Origin of the sequence: Clostridium sp. MCC344 (genome assembly GCF_018785365.1) — a bacterium.
Lineage (GTDB): Bacteria > Bacillota > Clostridia > Lachnospirales > Lachnospiraceae > Pilosibacter.
Genome location: NZ_WQPQ01000114.1, coordinates 87,685 through 112,452 on the forward strand (window position 1 = coordinate 87,685; position 24,768 = coordinate 112,452).

Below are 24,768 nucleotides of genomic sequence, written 5' to 3' on the forward strand. Positions count from 1 at the left end.
CGGAGATGGAAAATGGACAATTCGGGTTTGTGGGGATGAGGTAGATGGAGATAAAAAGACTTGGAGAGCTTTGTAATATTGTATCGGGTGGCACACCTTCAAGGACAAAAACAGAATTCTGGAATAATGGGACAATTCCATGGGTAAAAATTGGAGATATCAAAGAGAAATATATTAATGAAACAGATGAATTCATCACAAAGGAAGGACTCGATGGGTCATCTACAAAAATGTTGCCTGCAGGAACAATTCTATATACAATATTTGCAACATTAGGAGAAGTCGGTATATTAGAAATTGCTGCTTGCACAAACCAGGCAATAGCTGGGATAATGATTAACGATATAAAACAATTAAATACAGATTATTTATATTATTATTTAAAATCAAAAAAGACGTATGTTAATAGAGTTGGAAGAGGTGTTGCGCAAAATAATATAAATATGTCAATGCTGAAGGCATTAGAGGTTCCTGTGCCAGAGCTATCAAAGCAACTTGAAATTGTTAAAGTTATTGATAAAGCCTATGAAGTAATAGAAGATCGAAAACAGGAGCTGAAATGTTTAGATAATCTTATCAGAGCCCGATTTGTCGAGATGTTTGGGGATCCAGTTCTTAATGAAAAAGGATGGAAAATAGTTACAGTTGGGGACATTGTTACAGAGGTGCGATATGGGACAAGCAAACCTGCTGTTGAAGGTGGAAAATACCCCTATTTAAGAATGAACAATTTAACGGCAGATGGACATTTGGATTTGAAGGATTTGAAATATATCGACATTTCAGAAGATGAAATCGAAAAATGTGTTGTTAGAAAAGGTGATGTCCTTTTTAATAGAACTAACAGTATTGAACTGGTAGGTAAAACAGCAGTTTTTGATTTGACTGAGGAGATGGTCATTGCAGGGTATATTATTCGGGTTCGGCTCACTAAAGAAATGTTACCTGTAGTCTTTTCACAGTATATGAATCTTGAACCATTGAAGGTCATACTACGGGGGATGGCGAAAGGTGCTGTAAACCAGGCAAATATCAATGCGCAGGAGTTGCAAAGTATTAAGGTATACATACCAGATATGAAACTTCAAAACCAATTTGCTGATTTTGTCCAACAAATCGACAAATCAAAAGATTCTGTACAAAAGGCACTTGATGAGGCGCAGCTTCTGTTTGACAGCTTGATGCAGCAATATTTCGGATAAATTTGAGTGACAGAAGGTGAATGCATGGGGAAATCGCAGGAATGGAAACTTGCTTTGGATCAATATATCCGGCAGGGAGATTCAGGGATGGCTGAAAAAAGTGCTGCATGGCAGACTGCAATTGGTTTGCAGGATGTGGATGGATTAAAAATCTCAGAATATTTGTTGAAAATTGCCAAAGAACATATCGAAGGCAGGATTGACATGAATGCGGCGAAAACACGGATTCAGACATACTATGAAAAACGGAAAGGACACCTTACCGATGCCGAAGAGAGGACACGGGAGGCAGACCTCGTTTCGCTGCACATCGTGGAATTATTGGGAGAGAAAACATTTCAGCTTTCACCTGCATTTTATATCAACATTCATAAACGCTTATTTACAGGGGTATTCCCGCATGCAGGGCGGCTGCGCAGCTACAATATCACAAAAGATGAGTGGATTTTAAACGGGAAAACCGTTTATTACGCTTCTTATAATGAAATACAGGCTGCATTGGATTACGATTTTTCACAGGAAAAACAGTTCCCGTATGAAACAGTTTCAGTTGCAGATGCAATGAAACATATTGCGGCATTTACATCCGGAATCTGGCAGATTCATCCATTTGGTGAGGGAAACACCCGCACCACAGCAATTTTTGTTATTCAATATCTGAAGGCATTTGGATTACGGGTCAACAGTGATGTATTTGCAGAGCATTCATGGTATTTTCGAAATGCGCTGGTTCGATCCAATTATAATGATTTTCAGTTGGGGATTCATGCAACAACAAAATATCTGGAACAGTTTTTCGAAAATCTGTTGATGAATGTGAATCATGAATTAAAGAACCGCTATTTGCGTGTGGATTATCGGGATGATAGGATGATTCAAAGTGAGAATGCGGAGAGTTCAAAGTGTATAGATAATATTTTGAATTGCACTTTGGAAGAAATGGCTGTAATGAAGGTCATCGAAGAGAACCCGCGAATCACTCAAAAAGCTTTGTCTGCTGCATTGGGAAAATCAGAGCGCACGATCAAGATAAGAATGGGAACTTTAAAGGAAAAGGGACTGATTCAAAGAAAAAATGGAAAGCGCAACGGGGATTGGGAAATATTGATCCGATCATAACTGTGAGGTATAAAACAGTCGCACCGGATTAAAAATATATGGCATTTGCAGGAGTAGGATGTTGGTATACAAAGGAAGGAGTATACCGACATGGAAGAAAAGCTTGTAAATATCTTAAATCAGATGGCAGAATACCTGAATATTTCACAGATGAAGAAACTGCAGGAGGTTCTGTTGAAAAATCTGGCACAGCCGGAAACAACTAAAGTAGAGACTACGAATGATACCTACTTGCAGATGTTCCTGGATGCAAAGAAAATCGAAGGATGTTCCGAGAGAACACTTCAATATTACCGTGTCACCGTAGAAAAAATGTTCCAGATGCTAAAGACACCGGTCAGAAAGATCACAACGGAGGAGATCCGGACGTATCTTTCGGAATATCAGAAGATCAACAACTGTGGGAAATCCACGATCGACAACATCCGCCGGAACATTTCGAGTTTTTTCTCATGGCTGGAAGAAGAGGATTATGTCCTGAAGAGTCCAATGCGTCGGATCCACAAAATCAAGACGAAACAGCAGGTAAAGGAAGTGATTTCCGACGAGGGGATTGAGCAACTGCGGGATCATTGCTGTTGTGTCCGGGACCTGGCAATCATTGATCTGTTGTATTCAACAGGAATCCGTGTCGGGGAACTGGTAAATCTGAACATTAAAGATGTGGATTTTGAGGCCAGGGAATGTGTGGTGTTCGGAAAAGGTGATAAGGAGCGCAAAGTATACTTTGATGCGAAGGCAAAGCTGCATCTGCAAAATTATTTAAACAGCCGTTCCGATGACAACCCGGCATTGTTTGTCACGCTGGACGCACCTCATGCCCGCTTAAAGATCAGCGGTGTTGAGATCCGACTGCGGAGACTCGGACAAAAGATCAATCTGACAAGAATTCATCCCCATAAATTCCGCCGGACCATGGCGACCCGTGCAATCGACAAAGGAATGCCGATTGAGCAGGTCCAGAAAATCCTCGGACATTCACAGATCGATACCACAATGCAGTACGCCATGGTCAACCAATTGAATGTAAAGACATCCCATCAGAAGTACATTGCCTGATCAAGTTCGGGTTTGTGGGGATGAAATAAGTAATATGGAAATAATGAATTTAGAAGACTGCTGTGAAATTCTTGATTCAATGCGAATACCTATTACAGAATCTGACAGAGAAGAGGGGAAATATCCTTATTATGGTGCAAATGGAATTCAAGATTATGTTGCAGATTACATTTTTGATGATGAATTAGTTCTTCTTGCAGAAGATGGCGGTAACTTTGGCTCTAAAGAAAAACCAATTGCGTATAGGGTTTCTGGAAAATGTTGGGTAAACAATCATGCTCATGTTTTAAAACCAAAAGCAAGCCTAAATGTAGACTATTTATGCTATTCACTTATGTTTTATAAAGTAGAAGGAATGATAAATGGTGCTACTAGACAGAAATTGACGCAAGCTGCTATGCGAAAGATGAAAATTCCACTTAGAAGTATGAAAGAACAAGTATATATTGTTGAACAATTAAATTATATTAATCAGATAAAAACTCAGAGACAACGAGAACTAAAATTGTTAGAAAATTTGATCAGAGCCCGATTTGTCGAGATGTTTGGGGATCCGAATATTAATTCGAAAAAGTGGAATGAATGTCCGTTATCTAAGAAACTTAATGTATTAGGCGGATATGCATTTAAGAGTGACCAGTTTGATGAAAAAGGTGGTATTCCTGTACTTCGTATTGGAAATATAAATGCTGGATATTTTAAGCCTGTTAATATGGTGTATTGGCAGAAAGATGAAAGTCTTGAAAGGTATGTTATGTATCCTGGTGATTTGGTTATGTCATTAACAGGAACTGTCGGAAAAGATGACTACGGTAATGTTTGTATTTTGGACGATGATTATGAAATGTATTACTTAAATCAGCGGAATGCAAAACTTGAAATAAAAGAGGGAATAGATAAGTATTATTTGTCACAGTTGCTCAAATTTGAGCAAATAAAGAAAAGACTTACGGGAATTAGTAGAGGTGTTAGACAGGCTAATATTTCAAATAAAGATATTCTAAATTTGGTTGTGCCTATCCCACCGTTGGAACTTCAAAACCAGTTCGCTGATTTTGTCAAGCATATCGACAAATCAAAATTGCGATATCAGTTGCATACGCACACCTGTCAACCCAATACCAGTTAATATTCGACTATTTCATGCAAAATTCGTAGAAAGGACACTACTTATGCCTAAAATGACAGTTTATCACGGCGGCTACATGCCGGTGAAGGAACCGGAAATTCGGATCGGGAGAAATACGAAGGACTTTGGACCGGGATTTCATTAATTTTTGTACCGAAGATGCCTTGAAGTGTTTGGAATATAGAGATTATGAGGTGATTCAATAATGCAGGAAACAGGGCGAGAACCGCAGAAAGACAACGATCTCTTTTTTACATGCAGTTTGATCGATTATATTGCCAGGAAGACAACAAACAAAAGAGCAGATGTTGTAAACGCATTAGGGAAAAAACGTCTGGAAAAGATTTATGATCTTGCGGATGTCTATCATTGTGATAACATAGACCGTGTCAGCGATGATTTCATTGCGGAGTCAGGTATCAAAAAAGGCAGTTTTGATAATGTAGGAGATTGTCAGTATACAATTCCGACTTACTGGGAAATTGGAAAAGTTTATAAAAGGCTGATCAAGAAGGTTGCGGAAAACGAAAAAATCAGTGTGATCGATGCACTGATGCAGGTTTATAATTCTTTTATCAGCCCGAAAATTGATGACTATAACAGCAGTGTTTACTATGAAAATCCATCGTACATTTTTGAAAGCTACAGAGAAAAGAAAATCTTGTAATGATTCAATCAGTCTGTGCACGTGCTGTACGGACGGTAATAAAAAAGTCATACACCCGAACAGGAGGTGTCATCATGACGAACTTTGATTTTTTAAAGGATGAACCAAAATTCAAAAGTTTTGCCGATACAGCGATCGCAGCGGAGCGGATTTTTTCCATTGATGAGTCTGCATCTGTTTTAAACTGCCGTCGGGCGATGGAATTTGCAATCAAGTGGATGTATTCGGTTGACAGCTCGCTGACGAAAACATGGGATGACAAGCTGGTCAGCCTGATGAGTGCGGAAGATTTCCGGGATCTTGTGGATAATGATTTATGGCAGCGGTTGGATTTTATCCGGAAAATGGGAAATACAGCGGCTCATACAGGAAAACGGGTATCGAAGGAGCAGGCGGCGCTGTGTCTGGAAAATCTGTTTGTTTTCATGGATTATGTAGCGTATTGCTATGCAGATCAATATACAGAACGGGCATTTGATGAAAAACTGTTGGGTAAGACAGAGACGAAACCAGTCGCTATAAAGCCGCAGACACCGGAGATCGACCTGGAAACACTGATCAAAGAAAACCAGGCGTTAAAGGCAGAGCTGACGGCACGAAGAGAAGAGCAGCAGCCGACCTATGTGCCGAAACCGCTTGATATTTCGGAATATAAGACAAGAAAACTTTACATCGATGCCATGCTGGAGGATGCCGGTTGGATCGAGGGGAAAAACTGGCTGAATGAAGTGGAAATCCCGGGAATGCCGAATAAGAGCGAGACTGGATTTGCAGATTATGTTCTCTATGGGGATGATGGAAAGGCGCTTGCGATCATCGAGGCAAAGCGGACCTGTGTGGATGTGAGCAAGGGACGGCAGCAGGCGAAATTATACGCGGATCTGATCGAAAAACAGCAGGGAAGAAGACCTGTGGTATTCCTGACAAATGGATTCGAAACGCGGATTTCGGATAACCAGTATCCGGAGCGGAAGGTTGCTTCCATCTATTCAAAGCGTGATCTGGAAAAACTGTTCAATCTGCAGTCTATGCGTACCGGCTTGACGAATATTTTTGTCGATAAAAAGATTGCCGGGCGCTATTATCAGGAGGCAGCGGTGAAAGCAGTCTGCGATAGCTTTGATCGGAAAAATCGCAGGAAAGCGCTACTTGTCATGGCAACCGGTTCCGGAAAGACGAGAACCGTGATCGCGCTTGTCAAAGTCCTTCTGAATCATGGATGGATCAAAAATGTACTGTTTCTTGCAGACCGGAACAGCCTGGTAACACAGGCGAAAAGAAGTTTTGTCAATCTTCTGCCGGATTTTTCCGTCACGAATCTCTGCGAAGAGAAAGATAATTATGGCGCGCATTGTGTCTTTTCCACCTACCAGACGATGATGAACTGCATTGATATGGTTCAGGATGAAGATGGAAAATTGTTTACATGCGGACATTTTGACCTTGTGATCTGTGATGAGGCACATCGATCCATTTACAATAAATACCGGGATATTTTCAATTATTTTGATGCCCCGCTTGTCGGACTTACCGCAACTCCGAAGGATGAGATCGATAAGAATACATATGAAATCTTTGAATTGGAAAGTGGTGTGCCGACATATGGATATGAGCTGGCTCAGGCGGTAAAAGATGGTTATCTTGTGGATTTTATGTCGATCGAGACGAGGTTAAAATTTATTGAAAATGGGATTGTCTACGATGAACTTTCTGAGGAGGATAAGCAGGAGTACGAGGAGACTTTTGAGACAGAAGATGGAAATCTTCCGGAGCAGATCAATTCTTCGGCACTTAATGACTGGGTGTTTAATGAAGATACGATTCGTGAAGTCTTGAATATTTTGATGACAAATGGGCTTCGCGTGGATTATGGGAATAAGATCGGAAAGACGATCATTTTTGCGAAGAACCACCGGCATGCAGAGAAAATTCTTGAGGTGTTTGGAAAAGAATATCCACACTTGAAAGACTATGCAAAAGTGATAGATAATTATCTGAACTATGCGCAGAGTGCGATCGATGAATTTTCAGATCCAAAGAAAATGCCGCAGATCGCGATATCGGTTGATATGCTGGATACTGGAATTGATGTTCCGGAGGTCTTAAACCTTGTATTCTTCAAAAAAGTTATGAGTAAGGCAAAATTCTGGCAGATGATCGGACGCGGAACGAGACTTTGTCCGGGACTTATGGATGGTGCAGATAAGGACAAGTTTTATATCTTTGATTTTTGTGGGAATTTTGAATTTTTCCGGATGAACAAAGGAAAATCGACAGCGAATACGATTGCGGTTCAGGGGGCGATTTTTCAGCTGAAATTCGAAATGTCGTACAAGCTTCAGGATCTCGCATATCAGACAGAACAACTAAAAAAATTCCGCAGTTCGCTTATTGAAGATATGACCGGAAAGGTGCGCGAGCTGAATCGGGATAATTTTGCAGTCCGTCAGCATTTAAAATACGTGGAACTGTATTCATCAGGAGAGAACTATCAGGCGCTGACTTATGCGGATACTTTGGTAGCTCGGGATGAACTGGCACCGTTGATTGAACCGGAAAAAGATGATGCGCAGGCGCTCCGTTTTGATGCACTGATGTACGGAATTGAGCTGGCGTATCTGGCCGGAAAGAAATATTCCAGGGGGAAACATGATCTTATAAAACGAGCAAGGGGTCTTACAAAGGTTGCAAATATTCCGGAGATTACAAAACAGGCACCGTTGATTGAGCAGATCCTCCATACAGATTATCTGGATCGTGCGGATGTCAATGATTTTGAAAAAATACGGAAAAATCTGCGTGATCTCGTGAAGTACATTCCGAAAGAGTATATCATTTATGAGACGAATATGGATGATGAAGTTTTATCTACGGAGTGGAACGAATCGGAGCTCGAAAATGATGATCTGAAAAATTATAAGGCAAAGGCGGAGTTCTATATCCGGGAACATCAGAATGAATCAGTGATTGCGAAGCTGAAAGGAAATATCCCGCTGAATTCCGAAGATGTGAAGGAGCTGGAAAAGATCCTCTGGAGTGATCTCGGAACGAAGGCAGATTATGAGGCGGAGTATGGGGAAAAGCCACTCGGTGAGTTTGTACGGGGAATCGTCGGTCTCGATATGAATGCGGCGAAACAGGCGTTTTCAGAATATCTGGACAGCACCAACCTTGACAGCCGGCAGATCTATTTTGTGAACCAGATTGTGGAATATATTGTCCAGAATGGAATGATGAAGGATCTGTCTGTTCTTCAGGATTCCCCGTTTACAGATCAGGGAAGTATTGTGGATGTCTTCACAGATCTGTCTGTATGGATGGGGATCCGGAAGGTGATCGACCAGGTGAATGCGAATGCGGCGGCATGATGTTATTCCTCATGAAACAGTTTCCGCCGAACGTCTTCTTTTATCTTGACAAGTAACCGTTCGGTTGCTATAATACAAAGTAACCGAACGGTTACAAAAACAAGAAATCAGGTCATGACCGGAAAGACGGAAGAGCCAGACGCTAAGACGCAGTGCTGATTGAAAAATTCAATCTCGCATTGTGTCTTTTGTTTTTCAATGGGTTCACTCGCAAAGATTGCTGCATTCTGCCGATAGGGCGTTTTTGAGATCTATAACAAAAATTTTTGTCGCAGATCAGCTTTTATCCGATCATGCTAACACAGTTCCTTCCGGGAATGCTCCGCGGAATACGCGGCGTACAAGCGGTCCTGCAACGAGGAGCTGGAACGGAAGAGCCATGATAAAGTTCTTCGGAATGTTTGTCAGCCAGATGCTCAGGAGCAGATTGAAGTTTCCGCTCTTTACACATCCCTCAAGAGCTCCGTACATGGACATGATGATCACCATCGGAACGACCATGGAGCAGGAAACTGCGATCACTTTGTGTAATACCGGGCTTTCCGGCTTAACGAGAAAACGGAATGCGAATCCCTTTGCCGGGCCTGATACGACGAACCAGTCCATGCACATCGCAAACACGTAGGCGATCGGGAAACCGATCCATGCTTCGCGGATCGTGGTCAGGTTCAGAGCTCCCATGTGAAGGGTTACATTGTAGATGCTCATCCAGAGCACCATAGTAAAGCACATTAATACGGTGTAGATCAGACTTTCTCTTTTATTTTTTGGCATACTTTTTCTCCTCTTTGTGAAATTGTGTTTTTGGTTATTGTACGTGCCAGCGTACATATTCTTTTTCATGATCGGAAAAGCATATGGAATGTCTTTTCTTCCGGATGCGCTTCTCACTGCAAGGGGCAGAAAAAAGCAGCGAAGTCAACAAAACTCGTTGCGACTCCACTGCTTTTTGTGTGCATCTCACTGCGTTTCCAATCTCTATGTGAACGCAGTATACAATATTTTTCCGGTCTTCGTAAGTCTTTTTTTCCATTTTTTTCATTTTCGGAAACATGCACAAATTGTATACAATATTCTTATATGCTCTTATTCACATTCCCATATGGAGTTTCATGTAATGATTTCCTCACAGAATTTTCACAATTTTTTCGTTGACATTAAATGATGGATGTTTTATGATACTTAGCAAGCTAACAAATTAGTTTACTAAGTATTTGCTAAGAATAAAATCAATGGAATACGGTCGGAGACGACAGGAACTCTGATTTTGGTTTCACATTTTCTTACGGTCAGAGCGGAGAATGGAAAGAAGCGCTGAAATATGAGGCAGACAAAGATGATAGCGATCACGCTCGGTGCGAGAATGAGCTGCGGCACATTCTTTTTTAAAGGGGGATTTTGATTTATGAAAGAAACTGTTGGCAGAAGTATCGGAATGCTGTCCAATTTGATCCGGAGGCATTTCAGTACCTTTTCTTTTCACGACACTCTGAGCCCCGCGCAGGGAAAAACGCTTCATTTTATTCTGGCGAGAAGCATGGACACGGATGTGTTCCAGAAAGATGTTGAGGAAGAATACAGCCTGCGGCCGCCGACGGCCACAAAAATCTTAAAGGATATGGAAAAGAATGGTCTGATCCGCCGGGAAACGGTTCCCTACGATGCGAGATTAAAGCGGATCGTTGTGACGGAAAAGGGAATCCAGTACCAGGAAATGATCCGGGAGAGTCTGGAGGAGACGGAACGAAGGCTGACCGCGGGGATCACGGAGGATGATCTCGCGACATTTTTCCGCGTCATCAGCCGGATGATCCGGAACATGTCCTGATACAGATTAGTCAGATAAGACTCTGTTCTCTTTCCGGCAGCGGGAGACAGAAGACTTATCTGAAAGGAGAAAGTCCGTTATAAGGACAAAAGGGGGAAGATACAGCCGGTTCTGCAAGGATACGGACTTGCTGTACCGAACCTTTTGAACTTTTATCATAACAAATCATAATATGGAAACGAGGTAAGATTCATGGTTAAAACACTTTTAAAAAGCGTGCGCCAGTATAAACGGGCATCCATCGAGACGCCCGTGTTCGTTGCCATGGAGGTCGTGCTGGAATGTACGATCCCGCTCATCATGTCAAAGCTCATCGATGACATGACGGGAACTTCCATGACACCGATCTTAAAGTACGGCGTGCTTCTTCTGGTCCTTGCGACCATGTCCCTGTGTTTTGGAGTCCTCTCCGCAAGATCCGCGGCAACAGCCGGATGCGGACTTGCAAAGAACCTCCGGAGAGATCTCTATTTTAAAACCCAGGATTTCGCGTTTGCGGATATCGACAAGTTTTCATCGTCCTCTCTGGTCACGAGAATGACGACCGACGTCACAAACGTCCAGAATGCGTATCAGATGCTCATCCGGATGGCAGTCCGTGCCCCGCTCATGATGATCTTCTCCGTGATCATGAGCATGAGTATCAATGTCCGGATGTCCTTCATCTTCCTGGCACTGATCCCGGTCCTCGCGATCGCGCTGTTCGGCATCTTTTTCTATGTACATCCGATCTTCAAGCGGATCTTTAAGAAGTATGATGCCTTAAACAATTCCGTCCAGGAAAACGTCGGCGGCATCCGTGTTGTAAAATCCTTCGTCCGTGAAGACTACGAGAAGGAAAAGTTCGGAAAAGCCGCAGAGGAAGTCCGGAAAGACTTCACGATGGCAGAGAAGATCCTCGCATTGAACAACCCGCTCATGATGTTCTGCATCTATCTTGCGATGCTTTTAGTAAGCTTCTTTGGAGCGAAGCTCATCATCGGATCCGGCGGAACATCGCTCTCGACCGGTGAACTTTCCTCCCTGATCAGCTATGGCGTCCAGATCCTGTCTTCAATGATGATGCTGTCCATGGTATTTGTTATGTGCAGCATGGCGCAGGAATCCGGCGACCGTATCGCGGAGGTCCTGACACATGAGAGTGTCCTGAGATCTCCGGAAAACGGAGCGAAGGAAGTGAAGGACGGCAGCATCGAGTTTGATCATGTTTCCTTCCGCTATTCCGGAAAGAACAAGAAATATGCGCTCACGGACATCGATCTTGAGATCCCGTCCGGCGCTACGATCGGGATCATCGGAGGAACCGGTTCCTCCAAGACTTCCCTGATCCAGCTGATCCCGCGTCTCTATGACGTCTCGGAAGGTTCGGTCAAAGTCGGTGGACGCGATGTGAGAGAATATGATCTCCAGGCGCTCCGTGACGCGGTGGCCGTCGTTCTCCAGAAGAACGTCCTGTTCTCGGGAACGATCAAAGATAACCTCCGCTGGGGCAACAAGAACGCCACAGACGAGGAGCTGATCCATGCATGCAAGCTTGCGCAGGCGGATGAGTTCGTCACCCAGTTCCCGGCCGGCTATGACACTTACATCGAGCAGGGAGGAACGAACGTCTCCGGCGGCCAGAAGCAGCGTCTCTGTATTGCGAGAGCTCTTTTAAAGAAGCCGAAGATCCTGATCCTCGATGACTCCACCTCTGCGGTCGACACAAAGACCGATGCCCTGATCCGTCAGGCATTTAAGAATGAGCTTCCGGATACCACAAAGATCATCATCGCCCAGCGTGTCTCCTCTGTGCAGGATGCGGACCGCATTCTCGTCATGGACGGCGGACGGATCGTGGAGTCCGGTACGCATGAAGAACTTCTCGCTTTAAACGGAATTTACCGGGAAGTCAATGATTCCCAGACAAAGAGCAAGGAGGCAGAGTGATATGGAAAAACAGAACAATAGGAAAAAAGGCACTTTCGGCCGCCTGCTCCGCTATATCTTCCAGAATTACAGGATCCACCTGATCGTGGTCATCTGCTGCATTATCGTCAGCGCGGCGGCTTCCGTTGTCCAGACGGTATTTTTACAGCGGCTGATCGATACCTGCATCCTTCCGGGCCTGAAATCGGGCATGGAAAGTGTGAAACAGCCGTTCATGCAGACGATTCTCTCCATGCTCACGATCTACGCGTTCGGTGTTGCAGCGGCGTTCACCTACACGCATCTCATGGCGATCGTGACACAGGGAACGTTAAAGCATCTGCGTGTGGACATGTTCGATAAGATGCAGTCCCTGCCGATCAAATATTTTGATACACATGCACACGGCGATATCATGAGTACCTACACGAACGATACGGACGCGATCCGCCAGATGATCGGTCAGTCGCTTCCGATGGTATTCCAGGCATCTTTGACGATCACAGTCATGTTCCTCATGATGATCTACTACAGCGTGTGGATGACGATCCTGGTCTGCCTGTTCTCGGTGCTTATGCTGACGGTCACGAAGAAATTCGGCGGCGCGAGCTCCCGCTATATGATGGAGCAGCAGAAGTCGCTCGCGAAAGAGGAAGGTTTCATCGAGGAGATGATCCAGGGACAGAAGGTCGTAAAGGTGTTCTGTCATGAAGAAGAGTGCAAGAAGGATTTCGACAAGTTAAATGAGAAACTGTTCTCCGACGGAGAACTTGCAAACCGCTATGGTAACTCCCTGATGCCGATCTTAAACAATGTCGGCAACCTGATGTATGTGGTACTGGCGATCGTTGGCGGACTTCTCGTCTACTGCGGAGCGCCGAACTTAAGCCTCGGCGGAAACGGTGTCCTTACGATCGGTATCATCGTCTCGTTCCTCGGAATGGCAAGACAGCTTTCCCAGACGATCGGGCAGGCATCCATGCAGGTTTCCATGGTCGCAATGGGACTCGCAGGAGCTTCCAGAGTGTTCTCTCTGATTGATGAGGAGCCGGAGAAGGATGAAGGTTATGTAACGCTTGTCCGCGCGGAGTGGACTGCGGACGGAACCTTGAAGGAGACAAACGACAAGAACGGCATCTGGGCATGGAAACATCCGCACAAGGCGGACGGAACCGTCACCTACACCCCGTTAAAGGGCGATATCCGGTTGGAGGATGTTGATTTCGGCTACACACCGGAGAAGCTTGTTCTCCATGATATCACTCTTTATGCGAAACCTGGTCAGAAGATCGCGTTTGTAGGTGCGACCGGCGCCGGAAAGACGACGATCACGAACCTGATCAACCGTTTCTACGACATTCCGGACGGAAAGATCCGTTACGATGGCATCAACATCACGAAGATCAGAAAACCGGATCTTAGAAGATCTCTCGGCGTCGTTTTACAGGATGTCAACCTGTTTACCGGCACGGTCATGGACAACATCCGCTATGGTCGTCTGGACGCCACGGACGAGGAGTGTATGGCGGCAGCGAGACTGGCGAATGCCGATGACTTTATCCAGAGACTGCCGGAGGGCTACAATACGATGCTCACCGGAAATGGTGCGAGCCTTTCCCAGGGGCAGAGACAGCTCATCTCGATCGCGAGAGCAGCCGTTGCGGATCCGCCGGTCATGATCCTCGATGAGGCGACAAGCTCGATCGATACGAGAACGGAGGCACTCGTCCAGGAAGGTATGGACAACCTGATGATGGGACGTACCGTCTTTGTTATCGCGCACCGTCTTTCCACGGTCCGCAACAGTAAGGCGATCATGGTTCTCGACCACGGTCACATCATCGAGCGCGGCGACCATGAGACGCTGATCGCGCAGAAGGGCGTGTATTATCAGCTTTATACAGGTGCGTTTGAGCTGGAGTAATGGCTGCGGTCTGGTCATACAGTAATTTGTGAATATAACAAGTGAAAACACGCTTCGCGTAAATAAAAATCCCCCTCTAACTTCTGCAGTGTGCCCGGAAATCCGGGTGTGCGGGCAGGAGTGGGAGGGGGATTTTTTATGCCGTCTGTTCTTTTTCTGTCAGAAATGATACAAATCGGAAATGACGGTCGAGGACGTTTCCAATCAGACCGATCACTTTTCCCATGGTAAAGGCAGCAAGGATCGTTCCGATCCCGAGGCCTTTGATGTGGCCGAGGAAGAGGAAGGTCAGTCCGGCAGTCACGGCGAGGCAGATCACGTCGAAGGTGATCTTGACTCTGGAGTAGGGTACTTTGAGGATCTCAGCTGTTTCACGCGGGAACAGGTCGGTCGGGATGATCGGGAGTCCGCAGCGGTTGGAGAGTGCAATTCCGATGCAGAGGACGACATAGCTCACGATAAAGTAACAGATCTGATATCCGAGTCCCATTGGAAGACCGGCAAGGGCAGTTTTGTAGACATCCAGCATCTTGCTGAAGGCAAAGCCGACTACGAAGCTGAAGAGATAGGTTGGAACGAATTTTTTTCGAAGGACCATCAGGACAGCCACGAGTGTGCCCTGAAAGATGTAGGTCCAGGTGCCGAGTGTCATTCGTGGGAATGATTCGGAGAAGGCGTATGGTACGCTGGAGATTGCCGAGATTCCGGCGCCGGAGTCGAGCATCAGGACTACGCCGAAGCTGTTGATGAGGACAACGATCAAGAGGGCAAGTTCACCTCGCCAGATCGGGCGGGTGTCGTTTTGTTTTTTTGTATTCATTTGTGTATGTCTCCTGTTAGTCGATGTTTCTGTGAGGTGCAGAACGGTTATTATTGTAGCGCGGGGGTGGGGAATGTACAAGAGGGAGTTTTTTGCTGTCCATTGCCCGAAAAAAGTTGCCGGAGACAGGCTAACATCCGAAAAAATGTAGGAAAGAGTGAGCTAACGTCCGAAAAAAATGTGGTACAGCACGACTTTAACGTCCGTAAAAATGTAGAATAGAACGAATTTACGTCCGAAAAAATGTAATATAACGCATATTTACATCCGTAAAAGTGTTGATCTCTATGGATTCTTTTTATTCCATGTAGGAGTACGGTTTTACCGGCGGCTGGTCTGTTTTGTGTTCCCCGATGATTTTTTCCATCCAGATCATGTCGTACCAGCGGTTGAATTTATAGCCGCAGTTTTCGAAGGTACCACAGAGGTGGAAGCCGAGATGTTCGTGGAACTGGGCACTGTTTTTGTTGAGATATTCGTCCTCTACTTTGGGGTAGCCGATGCAGGCATAAAGATTCAGAATGCCCATGGTTTTCAGGCGGTCGGCGAGGGCTTCGTAGAGTTTTCGGCCGAGACCGCATTTTTTGGCGTTATGGTCCAGGTAGATCGTGAGTTCGCAGGCCCAATCGTAGGCAGCGCGGCCAACGAAGGGACCTGCATAGGAGTAGCCTCCGATTTTTCCGTTTCGCTCGATCACGAGATATGGATATTTTTTCATGGTGTTGCGCATCCGGTTTTCGAATTCTTCGAGAGAGGGGACTTCGTATTCGAATGTGATCACGGTGTTTTCGACATAATAAGCATAGATTTCCAGGATGCGCGGTGCATCTTCAAGTTTTGCATTTCGGATATTGATGGAATCCATGGGGGACCTCCTTTTTGAAAAACTGCTGTAACAGGAGTTATTATAGCACCGGAAAAAGGAGATGAAAACAGGTGTTTTGTCGCGGAACGATATCCTGCAATCATCGTCGGAAAACGTTTTTACCCCGTAAGTCTTGTAAATGACCAATTGCGGCGTCTGGATGATCCGCCTGCCAAATAGAAAGAATTTCAAGCATATTTTGCAACTGCGCCGGACATGCCAATTGACAACTCCCAAATGCCAGAGTTACAATAACTGTAATGCATAAAACGGCGGTTATCCATAACATATAGGACAGCCGCAGGTAAGGGGAACAAAATGGATTTTACAAGTTTATTTAATATGCAGGGCATGATGTTCTGCGTTCTGGCGCTCGGATGGTATCTGAGGAAAAAAGGGATGATCGATAAGAGTGGAAAGGCGCTTTTGAGCAATCTTGTCATGAACGTGACACTTCCTGCGAGTATCATCAAATCGTTCCAGATGGAATTCAGCATGGATATCTTAAAACTGACCCTGGAAGTGATCGTGATCTCATTTCTGATCCAGATCATCTCGAACGGGCTCAGCCGCGTCCTCTATCCGGGATGGAATGAAGAGAGCCGGAAGGTTCTTCAGTACGCGACGATCGTCTCGAATGCCGGGATCCTCGGAAATGCGATTGCGGAAGGAATCTTCGGAGACCTTGGGATCATGTACGCCGCAGTCTATACGATCCCGACGAGGATCTTCATGTGGTCGGTAGGACTCACTTACTTTACGGAGGCGCCGACGAAAAAAGAACTTGTGAAAAAGGTGCTGACCCATCCGTGCATCATCGCGATCTTTACCGGAATGGTGCTTCTCATCTCGCAGTTTCAGCTTCCGGGATTTGTAAACCAGACAGTCCGGACGATCGCCGGAGCTAATACGTTCTGCGCGATGCTGCTCATCGGATGCACACTGGCGGAGGTGCCGTTTAAAGAGGTGTTCTCAAAAGAAGTTTACTATTATACATTTATCCGCCTGTTCCTGATCCCGGTCATCGTCCTTGCAGGATGCCGGTTGTTCCGGATCGACTCGCTGATCACAGCGGTCTGCGTGATCCTCTCCGCGATGCCGGCGGCGAGCACGAGTGTAGTCCTTGCGGTCAAATATGGAAAAGACGACCGCCTGGCAACGAAGATCGTTGTCTTTTCCACGGTCGTCTCATTGATCACACTTCCGATCTGGTGTTATTTCCTGCAGTAGGAGATCCTGTGGGACTTTCAAGGTAATACCAGAGGTTCATTCGGATAAATTCGTACATACTGAGCCGGAAATCCCGTTCTTTATGCGGGATTCCGGCTATTTTTAATGCTTCCTTCATGACCGGATTCGAGTGAGTGCTCCCACAGAGACCGGACGCATGGTACAGGACGGCGAGAAAAATTTCGCTGGCGTCATGGTCAGAGAGACTGAAGTGGTCTGCCATAAGTCTGACGAAAGCATCTTTGCCGGTAAAATAACTTTTTTTAAAGCAGGCAAGCCGGCAGGCAGAGACATGGACCTCGATGATTGTGCAGAGGATATCGCTGTAGCGGAAATAGTCGCGGTGGTCGTTTAAGACATCGGCCCAGCGGCCAGCCCACTCGTCCGGAGTCCATGTTTTCCCTTCCGGGAAAGCGGCGAAAAGATCATCGAAATAGGAGTGCATCTTATCGGAACAGATTTCCAGATAGATCTCTTCCTTTGTCGTCACGTATTTGTAGAGGTTTGCGCGTGTCCATGACAGCTTTCTTGCGATCGTGGACAGGGTGATCTCCTGGTAGGTGACGGAATTAAAAAGAGAGTCGGCAGCAGCCTTGATCTCTGCCATCCGGGCCTGTTTCTGTTCTTCACTTCTTGCGCGTACAAAGTCTGTCATGGGGTTCACCTCCTGTCAATTCCATGCTTTATTCAATAAATACACCATCATTATAATTGATTTCCAGGCACTTGACAAGGCATGTGGGGTATGCTAACATCAAAATTAGTTACAACATGTCACTTACGAAACAGGTGAAAACCGTGAGACTGGGACGCAAACTCCTGTTACAGTGCGCGGGCATGGAGTGCCCATGTACTGTAACGGAAGATGATTTTAGATCCCGGCCGGTGAATCGCGTGGGAAAAGGAGAAGCGGATGGATAAGATCAAGAAAAATTTTGGATTTGGCTGTATGCGTTTCCCGATGATCGGGGAAGAGGTGGACGAGAAACAGGTCTGTCAGATGGTCGATTATTTCCTGGAACAGGGATTCAATTACTTTGACACGGCGCGTGGCTATATCGGCGGAAAGAGCGAGCTTGCGATCAAAAACTGCCTGACGAGCCGTCACCCGAGAGAAAGCTATATCCTCACGGATAAGCTGACAGGAAATTTCTTCGAAAAAGAAGAGGATATCCGCCCGCTTTTTGAGTCCCAGCTGGAACGCTGCGGAGTGGAGTATTTTGACTTTTATCTGATGCATGCCCAGAATGTTGAAAAGTTTGAAAAGTTCAAGAAATGTCATGCGTATGAGACGGCACTGAAATTCAAGGAAGAGGGAAAGATCCGCCATTTTGGAATCTCGTTCCATGACTGTGCGGAGGTTCTTGACCAGATCCTCACCGAGTATCCGCAGGTAGAGGTGGTACAGCTCCAGTTCAACTATATCGACTATGATGACCCGGCGGTTCAGTCCGGAAAATGCTATGAAGTCTGCAGAAAGCATGGAAAACCGGTGATCGTCATGGAACCGGTCCGCGGCGGCAGTCTCGCAAATCTTCCGGATAATGCAAAAGCAGTATTTGACGAGCTCCATGGCGGAAGTCCGGCGACATATGCGATCCGCTATGCGGCGGGATTCCCGGGGATCATGATGGTCCTCTCCGGAATGAGCACGATCGACCAGATGAAGGAAAATCTGGACTTTATGAAAGACTTCAGGCCGCTTGACGAGAAAGAGACACAGGCGGTAGAGAAGGTATGTGAGATCATCCGGGGCAAAAAGCTGATTTCGTGTACAGAATGCCGCTACTGTGTGGACGGCTGTCCGAAAAAGATCTTGATCCCGGATCTTTTCGCCTGCATGAATGCGAAAAAGATGTATCAGAACTGGAATTCTGACCATTACTATGAAATCCACACGAATGGGCATGGAAAGGCATCCGACTGCATCAAATGCGGAAAATGTGAGCAGATTTGTCCGCAGCAGCTGAAGATCCGCGATCTGCTGTGTGATGTTGCGGCGGAATTTGAGAAGAAAGAGGCATAAAGGAGAATAACATGGGATTTCATGAACTGGAAGAAAATCTGATCGATATGGTGAAGGAGCAGCAGGCGAAGCTCGGGTTTCGCCCGGAGGTGATCCGGCTGTACTATCCGGTCTCGACGCTGAATCACTTTTTCGGGACAGATGATACCCCGGAACGGATGGAAGAGCGGCTTCAGGAGCTTGGAGTCCACACGAAGGATACGCTTGGAGCTGTTCAGGTGACCGCAAAAGGGGACCGGTTCTGTATTAAGATCCCGGAAGAGGGCAGTGTGTTCGTCCATGAACAGATGAAAGGACGGGAGTTTATCCAGGATCTTGTAGAACTTGTCGGGAGACATGGATGCAGCCTTGATGAGATCCGGGAGCTTTTCCTCAAATGGTCGGAACATGCCGTGTTTGAAGAAATTGAGGACGGCGATTTCGACTGGGCGTTCCACTTTGCGGATGGCATCCCGGATCGGTATTATTACTGTTTTAAGGATGAGGGATGCCATCTGATCTACCACCGGTTCCTGCCGGAGGATTATGAGGAGCTGCTGTAAATGGAAGACCGGTAATTTCATTGCCGATGGAGTTTACAATTCCAACATCGCTGCAATTTTCTTCAATGTCTCCGCAGACGCCCGGAGCTTTTCAGCTTCCTCCGCATTTAACGCGATTGGAACATGCGTCTCGATGCCGGTTAATCCCACGATGGCCGGCATGCTGAGGGAGATGCCGTCGATCCCGTACTCCCCGTGCATCATGGAGGAAACCGGGAGAATGGACCGCTCGTTGCGGATGATGCATTCGCAGATCCGTTTGACGCTCATGGCGATCCCGTAATAGGTTGCCTGTTTTTTGGAGATGATGTCATAAGCGCTGTTTTTTACGTCCTCCGCGATCCGGTCCATAGCGTGGTCATGGTCGAAATGGCCGCGCATCTCGCAGAAGGTGTTTAACGGGATCCCGGAGACGTTGGTGCTGCTCCATGCGGCGATCTCGCTGTCTCCGTGCTCTCCGATGATGAAGGAATGGACGCTGCGGCTGTCGACACCGAGATGTTCCCCGAGCGCATATTTTAACCGCGCCGTGTCGAGTACGGTTCCGGAACCGATGACGCGGTTTTCCGGGAAGCCGGAGAGCTTTAACGCCGCGTAGGTCAGGATGTCGACCGGATTGGACACGATGAGGAGGATTCCCTCAAAGCCGCGCTTTGCGATCTCGGGGATGATCGTTTTGTAGATTGCGACATTTTTGTGGACCAGGTCCAGGCGCGTCTCATTCGGTTTCTGGTTCGCTCCGGCGGTGACGATGATGATCGCGGAATCGGCGATGTCATCGTAAGTTCCGGCATAGATCTTCATCTGACCGGCAAACGGGATTCCGTGGGCGATGTCCTTCGCCTCCCCATCGGCTTTGTCGTGGTTGACGTCCAAAAGGACGAGTTCGGAAAAGAGGCGGCTCTGCATCAGGGTGAATGCGGTGGCAGATCCGACGAAGCCGCATCCGATGACGGCTGCTTTTCTTGGGTTGATGGTCTGTTTCATAAAGGATCCCTCCTGTTAGCTCAGAATCGTGCGGAAATGTTCCGCGTGGAAGATGGTTTCAGTTTTTCCTTCCTGCATGTTCAGTATAGTATAACCGGAAATGAAAAACCGTTGTATTTACAACGAAAAAACCAGAAAATTCCAGAAAAACCGGAACTCTTTATGTTGGAGAATGCTGCATTAGAAGATAAGTGGTAAATGTTCAGTAGGTCTGCGCATTTACTGCGCTGACCGTAAGAAAACATAGGCGGGTAGGCAAAAATCCCATTGCCGCAGGCAATTTTTCATGGATTTTTGCTCGTGACTGTGAAGGTACTGAACAGTTACGATAAGTGTGAAAAAAGTCATGTTCCCCATCTGAAAAATGGGTGGGAACATGACTTTTTATGTAACAGCGACGTTCTGTTTTGATTTTTCTTATTTCTGCTTTTTCTTCGGATTTTCCGGAAACCATCCTTTCTTTACCCGCTCTTCCTGCTCAAATAATTCCTTGATGCTCCAGATGCAGGTGATCCCGAAAACAGCGATCAGCACGCTGATGATCATATTTGAGATCAGGAGAGAGGCGAGCAGGGAAAAAATCCCGACCCCCGCGAACACAGGCCATACCTGTTTTCCAAAGTAATATTCTGTCTTGATGACGATCACATGAAAACTGCCGATCAGAAGAAACGTTCCGATCGCAGCGATCAGTCCAGTCCAGTTCATAAAAATTCCTTTCTGTGAATCCTTGTTTTATTATGGTCAGCGCAGAACTACTGAACAGTTACTATCTAATGTTCATAGCTTCCCGTTGTGATCGTATACTCGCCTTCGCCCTGGACAAACACGGTGCCGTCGGTTCCGATAATCGAAACGCTCTTTCCGTCAGCACCCGTGATGGAACCTTTGCAGATCAGGGAGGAGACTGTGCTGTTTCCGGTCACGGTCCATGCGGAGAGGGCATCGATCGTTACATCACAGGTCCCGTTTCCGCCGTCGCCGGCATTTGTCTCGTCCTGAAGGATCGAGCCGGTCAGGATCGTTCCGTTCGTGAGGTTCAGCTTCAGATTGCTGATGCTGTCCCAGAGGATCGCACCGCTCATTTCCTGCTCATCTGCGGTGAAGGTGCAGTCAGCGCCGTTCTTTCCACTCTCGCCCCAGCCGCGCTTGTTGGCATTGCCGGTACACTTTAAGAAAAAGTCATTGGATGGAGAGTAGGTGATGTCCACATGTTTCAGATAGAAGGAACTCTCAGTGTTTGTCGTGTAGAACAGACCGCCGTTTAAGGAAGTCAGGCTGCCGCCCTCCATCGAAAAGTTACTCTCGCCGACCTCGGAATCGCCGGACATGCTCTGGTAGAGGATCACGGTCCAGTCGCAGTCATTCTGCTCATTTTCCGGGATGTTTCCGGAGAGCGTGCAGTTTTTGAGGGACAGGGAGTTTAAACCTTCGATGCAGACCGCCTCGGAATTTTCCGCGGAGAGCGCTGCATCGCTGACGGTAATGTCCGCAGTACAGTAGACAGCCGGGGAACCGGTTCCTTTTGACGTGTAGGTTCCACCGTTTATGGTCATGGTCCCGCCGCCGCGGTCGCTCCGGATCGCTGCGGAAGATTCGCCGTTTGTCTCAACAGTAAGGTTGGAAGCGGTGAGAGTTCCGCCGCCGGCGACGTGGATCCCTCCGGAGGTGTCCTGCTTTGTGGTGATCGTGGTGTCGGATACGGAGACATTGCCGTTGCCGTAGCTGAAGACGCCTGCACCGCCTTTCGCGTCGGTGGTGATCGTGCCGCCGGTGAGTGTCAGGGCTCCGTCTGTGGCAAGGGCAGCGGCGCCGGTGCCGTAGAAGCTGGAGTTGTCGCCGCCGGTGCTGTCGGTGGAGGTGCGGTCGATCGTGAAGTTATTTAAAGTGACAGACGCACCGCTGGTCACAAGAACTGCACTTTCATCCTTTCCGGTGGAAGCGTAGGTCTGGTCGCTTTCCTCTTTATCTTCAGAAAAGCTGGAGACAGCATCGTAGGATTCCGGTGCGGAATTCTGTCCGCCCGGGCCGCCAGGACCGCCTTCTCCGACTGGAGGAGCCTGTTTTCCGTCCATATTTCCCGGAGTATCATCCGGCGGATTTCCTGGCCTGTCAGAATTTTCTCCCGGAGCTCCATCCGGTTTATCAGCCGGAGCGGAATCGGAAGCTTCTGTCACCTGTGCGGTAGTATCAGCGGCGGGATCAGCGGCTTTCTGTCCGCATCCGCCGACCATAAGGGTCCCTGCAAGAAGCATGCAGAAGAGTGCCTGTTTTTTCATGAGAATCAGATCCTTTCTAAAATGAAGTATACAAAGAAGTATACGAATTAAGTTTGTTAAAACTGTGAAATACACAGATTTTTCACATGGCGGAATTTGCCGAGTGTTCATGAGGTGGCGATGCGTGCCTGCACGAAGCAATCGGTTATCAAGGACAAACGCATCCGACGCGAGAAGATGTCAGGGTTCCGGTCTCGTCAATGTCTCGAGAGCTCCCAGAACGCCACCGCACTCGCCGCTGCGACATTTAAGGAGTCAACGCCATGCGCCATCGGGATCATGACCGTGTAGTCACAGCCATCGATCGTGGCGGAGGCGAGACCGTCGCCCTCGGTTCCGAGGATCACGGCGAGCTTTTCTTCTGAGAGAAGTCCGGGATCATCGATGGAGACGGAATCTTCCTTTAATGCCATGGCGGCAGTCTTGTATCCCATGGCTTTGAGGTGTGTAAGTCCGCCTGCGGAGAGATCGGCCTCTTTCGGAAAATAAGTCCACGGGATCTGGAAAACGGTTCCCATGCTGACTCTGGCGGCTCTCCGGTAAAACGGGTCGCTGCAGCCGGAGGAGAGTAGGACGGCATCCATGCCGAGCGCTGCGGCTGAGCGGAAGATGGCGCCGATATTTGTTGGATTTACAACATTTTCGAGCACGGCGATCCGGCGTTTTCCTTTACAGATCTCCTCCACAGAAGGCATCGGCTTCCGCTTCATGGCGCAGAGAAGTCCGCGTGTCAGTGCGAAGCCGGTGAGATTTGTGAGAAGAGAGGCAGCTGCGGTATAAACGGGAAGGTCCGGGTAATCGGAAAAAAGTTCCGGGATCCATGGATCCGTCTGCCGGTCCTCGATCAGGACGGAGACAGGTTCGTATCCGGCATTCAGGGCGCGGCGGATCACATTCGGGCTTTCCGCAATGAAGATCCCGGGGGCCGGTTCGTTGATATGATAAAGCTGGGACTCGGAATAGCGGGAAAAGAGGTCGAGTTCCGGCAGATTAAGGTCGGTGATCGTTATGATTGCTGGCATAAAATCTCCTTTTCGGTTCAGTCTGTTTCTTCTTTTAAGCAGATCAGGTTGCTGACATACGGGCGTTTCCCGGAAAGCACCTCATCGTAAAAATTCTGCTTCCAGTCGATATAGTCGATGCTGTTCTCCAGCTCCCGGATGGATTCGCGCAGCATTTCCTGCTTCCTGGAAAGCGTTTCCTTTCGTTTCATGATCGTGCTCTCGCCCTGAAGACAAAGGGCAAGATATTCCTTCATTTCCTGAATGCTCATCCCGCATTTTTTCAGGCAGACCAGGTCTTTGATCCATTTTACATCATGTTCATCGAAAATACGGCGGTTGTTGCTGTCACGTTTTACGTTGGCAGATACCGAAAGCCATTGACCGGTTGTTACAATCGGAATATATAATCGGTAGTATCAATCGGATTATAGCATGAGAGACCCGAAAAGACAAGGAACGGTTCGGCAGGCCGCTGGTTCCTGTCCGCGCATTGCGCAAACATGTGTTATGATATTCGGGCTGAATCTCCTGCTTGCAGGAATCATGAAAGGACGAAAAAGAGCAAAATGAAACTGAACAGAGTAAAACAGATCAGTATAGTCATGGCGGCCGCAGATGTCGTGGATAACGGACTGTCTGTTTCGAGAAACAACGTTCCGAAGGCGCAGGCAGATGTGAAAGAGTGGACGGATTTGTTATCACTTGGAAATTAATGCTGCGGTTGTACGCGGCGGAAGATGGGAAAATCTGATGAATGGTGCCTGGAAAACAATCAGCGGTTGGTTAGGCAGAGAGATGGAAGCTAGAAATT

General features: G+C 47.0%; 23 protein-coding genes. 14 read left to right on the forward strand and 9 right to left on the reverse strand.

What is annotated here, in order from left to right:
- Window positions 1-44 precede the first annotated feature (44 nt).
- The 7 genes from GPK90_RS18425 (at window position 45) to GPK90_RS18455 (ending at window position 8,544) form a co-directional block, all read left to right on the forward strand.
- Window positions 45-1,202 (forward strand): restriction endonuclease subunit S, encoded by a 1,158-nt coding sequence (locus GPK90_RS18425; RefSeq protein WP_215703635.1) that lies wholly within the window; start codon window positions 45-47, stop codon window positions 1,200-1,202.
- Between the two features lie 24 nt (window positions 1,203-1,226).
- On the forward strand, window positions 1,227-2,321 hold the full coding sequence (locus tag GPK90_RS18430; protein WP_215703636.1) for a Fic family protein: 1,095 nt from the start codon (window positions 1,227-1,229) through the stop codon (window positions 2,319-2,321).
- Between the two features lie 90 nt (window positions 2,322-2,411).
- Complete coding sequence (gene xerA, locus GPK90_RS18435) at window positions 2,412-3,380, forward strand: site-specific tyrosine recombinase/integron integrase (RefSeq protein ID WP_215703637.1); 969 nt, start codon at window positions 2,412-2,414, stop codon at window positions 3,378-3,380.
- 34 nt (window positions 3,381-3,414) lie between these two features.
- Window positions 3,415-4,509, forward strand: coding sequence for a restriction endonuclease subunit S (locus GPK90_RS18440; RefSeq protein ID WP_215703638.1), 1,095 nt, complete (start codon window positions 3,415-3,417; stop codon window positions 4,507-4,509).
- A 43-nt stretch (window positions 4,510-4,552) separates the two neighbouring features.
- Entirely contained in the window at window positions 4,553-4,654 is a 102-nt protein-coding gene (locus tag GPK90_RS19840) for a DUF3990 domain-containing protein (RefSeq protein ID WP_486463683.1), read from the forward strand.
- Between the two features lie 60 nt (window positions 4,655-4,714).
- Window positions 4,715-5,176 (forward strand): hypothetical protein, encoded by a 462-nt coding sequence (locus GPK90_RS18450; RefSeq protein ID WP_118532817.1) that lies wholly within the window; start codon window positions 4,715-4,717, stop codon window positions 5,174-5,176.
- A gap of 74 nt (window positions 5,177-5,250) precedes the next feature.
- Window positions 5,251-8,544, forward strand: a complete 3,294-nt coding sequence (locus GPK90_RS18455; protein WP_215703639.1) for a DEAD/DEAH box helicase family protein — start codon at window positions 5,251-5,253, stop codon at window positions 8,542-8,544.
- A 291-nt stretch (window positions 8,545-8,835) separates the two neighbouring features.
- Here the strand turns inward: GPK90_RS18455 and GPK90_RS18460 are convergent, their stop codons facing one another.
- Window positions 8,836-9,318 (reverse strand): DUF2798 domain-containing protein, encoded by a 483-nt coding sequence (locus GPK90_RS18460; protein WP_215703640.1) that lies wholly within the window; start codon window positions 9,316-9,318, stop codon window positions 8,836-8,838.
- 631 nt (window positions 9,319-9,949) lie between these two features.
- On the opposite strand from GPK90_RS18460, the gene GPK90_RS18465 reads away from it, so the two are divergent.
- The 3 genes from GPK90_RS18465 (at window position 9,950) to GPK90_RS18475 (ending at window position 14,204) form a co-directional block, all read left to right on the forward strand.
- Entirely contained in the window at window positions 9,950-10,372 is a 423-nt protein-coding gene (locus tag GPK90_RS18465) for a MarR family winged helix-turn-helix transcriptional regulator (protein WP_215703641.1), read from the forward strand.
- A 192-nt stretch (window positions 10,373-10,564) separates the two neighbouring features.
- The gene (locus GPK90_RS18470; protein WP_118603374.1) at window positions 10,565-12,301 is read left to right on the forward strand and encodes an ABC transporter ATP-binding protein; all 1,737 of its coding nucleotides are present in this window, start codon (window positions 10,565-10,567) and stop codon (window positions 12,299-12,301) included.
- Window position 12,302: 1 nt separating this feature from the next.
- Complete coding sequence (locus GPK90_RS18475) at window positions 12,303-14,204, forward strand: ABC transporter ATP-binding protein (protein WP_118533219.1); 1,902 nt, start codon at window positions 12,303-12,305, stop codon at window positions 14,202-14,204.
- A gap of 136 nt (window positions 14,205-14,340) precedes the next feature.
- On the opposite strand, the gene GPK90_RS18480 is transcribed toward GPK90_RS18475, so the two are convergent.
- The gene (locus GPK90_RS18480) at window positions 14,341-15,024 is read right to left on the reverse strand and encodes a DUF6198 family protein (RefSeq protein WP_215703642.1); all 684 of its coding nucleotides are present in this window, start codon (window positions 15,022-15,024) and stop codon (window positions 14,341-14,343) included.
- Between the two features lie 298 nt (window positions 15,025-15,322).
- Window positions 15,323-15,889 (reverse strand): GNAT family N-acetyltransferase, encoded by a 567-nt coding sequence (locus GPK90_RS18485; protein ID WP_215703643.1) that lies wholly within the window; start codon window positions 15,887-15,889, stop codon window positions 15,323-15,325.
- Between the two features lie 318 nt (window positions 15,890-16,207).
- Between GPK90_RS18485 and GPK90_RS18490 the strand changes: the two genes are divergently transcribed.
- On the forward strand, window positions 16,208-17,119 hold the full coding sequence (locus GPK90_RS18490; RefSeq protein WP_118297038.1) for an AEC family transporter: 912 nt from the start codon (window positions 16,208-16,210) through the stop codon (window positions 17,117-17,119).
- On the opposite strand, the gene GPK90_RS18495 is transcribed toward GPK90_RS18490, so the two are convergent.
- A complete protein-coding gene (locus tag GPK90_RS18495; RefSeq protein ID WP_215703644.1) occupies window positions 17,085-17,774 on the reverse strand; it encodes a TetR/AcrR family transcriptional regulator in 690 nt (229 codons plus the stop codon). The genes GPK90_RS18490 and GPK90_RS18495 overlap by 35 nt on opposite strands.
- 258 nt (window positions 17,775-18,032) lie before the next feature.
- Between GPK90_RS18495 and GPK90_RS18500 the strand changes: the two genes are divergently transcribed.
- Both GPK90_RS18500 and GPK90_RS18505 read left to right on the forward strand, forming a co-directional pair.
- Window positions 18,033-19,145, forward strand: coding sequence for an aldo/keto reductase (locus GPK90_RS18500; RefSeq protein WP_215703645.1), 1,113 nt, complete (start codon window positions 18,033-18,035; stop codon window positions 19,143-19,145).
- Window positions 19,146-19,156: 11 nt separating this feature from the next.
- Window positions 19,157-19,687, forward strand: a complete 531-nt coding sequence (locus GPK90_RS18505) for a DUF3877 family protein (RefSeq protein ID WP_118297035.1) — start codon at window positions 19,157-19,159, stop codon at window positions 19,685-19,687.
- A gap of 33 nt (window positions 19,688-19,720) precedes the next feature.
- Here the strand turns inward: GPK90_RS18505 and GPK90_RS18510 are convergent, their stop codons facing one another.
- From GPK90_RS18510 to GPK90_RS18530, 5 genes are all read right to left on the reverse strand, one after another.
- Entirely contained in the window at window positions 19,721-20,674 is a 954-nt protein-coding gene (locus GPK90_RS18510) for an L-lactate dehydrogenase (RefSeq protein WP_215703646.1), read from the reverse strand.
- A gap of 417 nt (window positions 20,675-21,091) precedes the next feature.
- A complete protein-coding gene (locus GPK90_RS18515; protein ID WP_118533207.1) occupies window positions 21,092-21,382 on the reverse strand; it encodes a DUF4491 family protein in 291 nt (96 codons plus the stop codon).
- Window positions 21,383-21,447: 65 nt separating this feature from the next.
- Entirely contained in the window at window positions 21,448-22,953 is a 1,506-nt protein-coding gene (locus GPK90_RS18520) for a hypothetical protein (RefSeq protein ID WP_215703647.1), read from the reverse strand.
- A 197-nt stretch (window positions 22,954-23,150) separates the two neighbouring features.
- Window positions 23,151-23,975 carry a TrmH family RNA methyltransferase gene (locus GPK90_RS18525; RefSeq protein WP_215703648.1) on the reverse strand — a complete coding sequence of 275 codons (825 nt, stop codon included), beginning with the start codon at window positions 23,973-23,975 and terminating at the stop codon, window positions 23,151-23,153.
- A gap of 17 nt (window positions 23,976-23,992) precedes the next feature.
- A complete protein-coding gene (locus GPK90_RS18530; RefSeq protein ID WP_215703662.1) occupies window positions 23,993-24,358 on the reverse strand; it encodes a MerR family transcriptional regulator in 366 nt (121 codons plus the stop codon).
- Window positions 24,359-24,523: 165 nt separating this feature from the next.
- On the opposite strand from GPK90_RS18530, the gene GPK90_RS18535 reads away from it, so the two are divergent.
- Window positions 24,524-24,670 carry a hypothetical protein gene (locus GPK90_RS18535; protein ID WP_215703649.1) on the forward strand — a complete coding sequence of 49 codons (147 nt, stop codon included), beginning with the start codon at window positions 24,524-24,526 and terminating at the stop codon, window positions 24,668-24,670.
- Window positions 24,671-24,768: the final 98 nt, after the last annotated feature.